This window comes from Stutzerimonas nitrititolerans (assembly GCF_003696285.1).
Lineage (GTDB): Bacteria > Pseudomonadota > Gammaproteobacteria > Pseudomonadales > Pseudomonadaceae > Stutzerimonas > Stutzerimonas nitrititolerans.
In genome coordinates this window covers 1-4,177 of record NZ_RFFL01000032.1, presented here as the reverse complement: position 1 = coordinate 4,177, position 4,177 = coordinate 1, and the positions used below count along the sequence as shown (strand labels likewise).

The 4,177-nt window shown below is 52.6% G+C and carries 2 tRNA genes and 3 rRNA genes; all 5 read right to left on the bottom strand.

Going from position 1 to position 4,177, the window contains the following annotated elements:
• Nucleotides 1–19 precede the first annotated feature (19 nt).
• Nucleotides 20–135, bottom strand: a 5S ribosomal RNA gene (gene rrf / locus EA795_RS20350).
• Between the two features lie 154 nt (nt 136–289).
• Nucleotides 290–3,180, bottom strand: a 23S ribosomal RNA gene (locus EA795_RS20345).
• Nucleotides 3,181–3,426: 246 nt separating this feature from the next.
• Nucleotides 3,427–3,502, bottom strand: a tRNA-Ala gene (locus tag EA795_RS20340).
• A gap of 30 nt (nt 3,503–3,532) precedes the next feature.
• Nucleotides 3,533–3,609: transfer RNA gene (locus EA795_RS20335), tRNA-Ile, on the bottom strand.
• A gap of 93 nt (nt 3,610–3,702) precedes the next feature.
• Nucleotides 3,703–4,177, bottom strand: a 16S ribosomal RNA gene (locus EA795_RS20330); the annotation flags it as partial.

Below are 4,177 nucleotides of genomic sequence, written 5' to 3'. Positions count from 1 at the left end.
TCGGGGGTTTGGTGTAGAAGCTTGACGATGACCTACTCTCACATGGGGAGACCCCACACTACCATCGGCGATGCGTCGTTTCACTGCTGAGTTCGGGATGGGATCAGGTGGTTCCAACGCTCTATGGTCGTCAAGCAATTCGGTTGGGGAGTCGGTGTTGAGTCGCTTCCCCTAATTGGGTATGTGATGGTGTTGCGTATTCGGTTCGCTTTGCGAGCGATGCGTCTTTTCGGTTCGTTTGTCGACTTCAACCGTCTAACACGCAAACAGCAAATTGTTTGGGTGTTATATGGTCAAGCCTCACGGGCAATTAGTACAGGTTAGCTCAACGCCTCACAACGCTTACACACCCTGCCTATCAACGTCGTAGTCTTCGACGGCCCTTCAGGGAGCTCGAGGCTCCAGTGAGATCTCATCTTGAGGCAAGTTTCCCGCTTAGATGCTTTCAGCGGTTATCTCTTCCGAACATAGCTACCCGGCAGTGCCACTGGCGTGACAACCGGAACACCAGAGGTTCGTCCACTCCGGTCCTCTCGTACTAGGAGCAGCCCCTCTCAAATCTCAAACGTCCACGGCAGATAGGGACCGAACTGTCTCACGACGTTCTAAACCCAGCTCGCGTACCACTTTAAATGGCGAACAGCCATACCCTTGGGACCGGCTTCAGCCCCAGGATGTGATGAGCCGACATCGAGGTGCCAAACACCGCCGTCGATATGAACTCTTGGGCGGTATCAGCCTGTTATCCCCGGAGTACCTTTTATCCGTTGAGCGATGGCCCTTCCATACAGAACCACCGGATCACTAAGACCTACTTTCGTACCTGCTCGACGTGTCTGTCTCGCAGTCAAGCGCGCTTTTGCCTTTATACTCTGCGACCGATTTCCGACCGGTCTGAGCGCACCTTCGTACTCCTCCGTTACTCTTTAGGAGGAGACCGCCCCAGTCAAACTACCCACCATACACTGTCCTCGATCCGGATAACGGACCCGAGTTAGAACCTCAAGGTTGCCAGGGTGGTATTTCAAGGATGGCTCCACGCGAACTGGCGTCCACGCTTCAAAGCCTCCCACCTATCCTACACAAGCAAGCTCAAAGTCCAGTGCAAAGCTATAGTAAAGGTTCACGGGGTCTTTCCGTCTAGCCGCGGATACACTGCATCTTCACAGCGATTTCAATTTCACTGAGTCTCGGGTGGAGACAGCGCCGCCATCGTTACGCCATTCGTGCAGGTCGGAACTTACCCGACAAGGAATTTCGCTACCTTAGGACCGTTATAGTTACGGCCGCCGTTTACCGGGGCTTCGATCAAGAGCTTCGCTTGCGCTAACCCCATCAATTAACCTTCCGGCACCGGGCAGGCGTCACACCCTATACGTCCACTTTCGTGTTTGCAGAGTGCTGTGTTTTTAATAAACAGTCGCAGCGGCCTGGTATCTTCGACCGACAAAGGCTTACGCAGTAAATGCTTCACCCTCACCGGCGCACCTTCTCCCGAAGTTACGGTGCCATTTTGCCTAGTTCCTTCACCCGAGTTCTCTCAAGCGCCTTGGTATTCTCTACCCAACCACCTGTGTCGGTTTGGGGTACGGTTCCTGATTACCTGAAGCTTAGAGGCTTTTCCTGGAAGCATGGCATCAACCACTTCGCTTTCTAAAAGAAAGCTCGTCATCAGTTCTCGGCATTAAGACCCCGGATTTACCTAAGATCTCTGCCTACCACCTTAAACTTGGACAACCAACGCCAAGCTGGCCTAGCCTTCTCCGTCCCCCCATCGCAGTAACCAGAAGTACGGGAATATTAACCCGTTTCCCATCGACTACGCTCTTCAGCCTCGCCTTAGGGACCGACTCACCCTGCGTCGATTAACGTTGCGCAGGAACCCTTGGTCTTTCGGCGTGCGAGTTTTTCACTCGCATTGTCGTTACTCATGTCAGCATTCGCACTTCTGATACCTCCAGCCAGCTTCTCAACTGACCTTCACAGGCTTACAGAACGCTCCTCTACCGCTCAACTTACGTTGAACCCGTAGCTTCGGTACCTGGTTTGAGCCCCGTTACATCTTCCGCGCAGGCCGACTCGACTAGTGAGCTATTACGCTTTCTTTAAAGGATGGCTGCTTCTAAGCCAACCTCCTAGCTGTCTAAGCCTTCCCACATCGTTTCCCACTTAACCAGGATTTTGGGACCTTAGCTGACGGTCTGGGTTGTTTCCCTTTTCACGACGGACGTTAGCACCCGCCGTGTGTCTCCCGTGCTGACACTTGCTGGTATTCGGAGTTTGCATCGGTTTGGTAAGTCGGGATGACCCCCTAGCCGAAACAGTGCTCTACCCCCAGCAGTGATACACGAGGCGCTACCTAAATAGCTTTCGAGGAGAACCAGCTATCTCCGAGCTTGATTAGCCTTTCACTCCGATCCACAGGTCATCCGCTAACTTTTCAACGGTAGTCGGTTCGGTCCTCCAGTCAGTGTTACCTAACCTTCAACCTGCCCATGGATAGATCGCCCGGTTTCGGGTCTATTCCCAGCGACTAAACGCCCTATTAAGACTCGCTTTCGCTACGCCTCCCCTATTCGGTTAAGCTCGCCACTGAAAATAAGTCGCTGACCCATTATACAAAAGGTACGCAGTCACCTAACAAAGTAGGCTCCCACTGCTTGTACGCATACGGTTTCAGGTTCTATTTCACTCCCCTCTCCGGGGTTCTTTTCGCCTTTCCCTCACGGTACTGGTTCACTATCGGTCAGTCAGTAGTATTTAGCCTTGGAGGATGGTCCCCCCATATTCAGACAAAGTTTCTCGTGCTCCGTCCTACTCGATTTCATGACTAAGAGATTTTCGCGTACAGGGCTATCACCCACTATGGCCGCACTTTCCAGAGCGTTCCGCTAATCTCAAAGCCACTTAAGGGCTAGTCCCCGTTCGCTCGCCACTACTAAGGGAATCTCGGTTGATTTCTTTTCCTCCGGGTACTTAGATGTTTCAGTTCCCCGGGTTCGCCTCACACACCTATGGATTCAGTGTGTGATAACCAGCTTGTGCTGGCTGGGTTCCCCCATTCAGAGATCTCCGGATCAAAGTCTGTTTGCCGACTCCCCGAAGCTTTTCGCAGGCTACCACGTCTTTCATCGCCTCTGACTGCCAAGGCATCCACCGTATGCGCTTCTTCACTTGACCATATAACCCCAAGCAATCTGGTTACTGTCTATAACGTGAAGACGACATTCGCCGAAAATCCGCATTTCGCTCTCTCGAGCAACTCGCAAATTTTACCTTGACGCGAACAATGCCCAGTGAAAGACATCATTCGGTCTACTTCTATCACATACCCAAATTTTTAAAGAACAGTCCGGCACAAAGACCAGAAATCAATGCTCGTCACCAAACATTCATTTCTGTACTTTCAAGCGATTCGTCGAGGAATGGTGGAGCCAAGCGGGATCGAACCGCTGACCTCCTGCGTGCAAAGCAGGCGCTCTCCCAGCTGAGCTATGGCCCCATCTACAGATCGGCCACATCCCATGACAATTGGTGGGTCTGGGCAGATTCGAACTGCCGACCTCACCCTTATCAGGGGTGCGCTCTAACCAACTGAGCTACAGACCCAATCGTCTCTCTCGGGTCTAAAACCCAATCGCTTTCTAGCCAGTGAATCAAGCAATTCGTGTGGGCACTCATGAAGACGCTGAAGTCTTCGATTAAGGAGGTGATCCAGCCGCAGGTTCCCCTACGGCTACCTTGTTACGACTTCACCCCAGTCATGAATCACTCCGTGGTAACCGTCCCCCCGAAGGTTAGACTAGCTACTTCTGGAGCAACCCACTCCCATGGTGTGACGGGCGGTGTGTACAAGGCCCGGGAACGTATTCACCGTGACATTCTGATTCACGATTACTAGCGATTCCGACTTCACGCAGTCGAGTTGCAGACTGCGATCCGGACTACGATCGGTTTTATGGGATTAGCTCCACCTCGCGGCTTGGCAACCCTTTGTACCGACCATTGTAGCACGTGTGTAGCCCAGGCCGTAAGGGCCATGATGACTTGACGTCATCCCCACCTTCCTCCGGTTTGTCACCGGCAGTCTCCTTAGAGTGCCCACCTTAACGTGCTGGTAACTAAGGACAAGGGTTGCGCTCGTTACGGGACTTAACCCAACATCTCACGACACGAG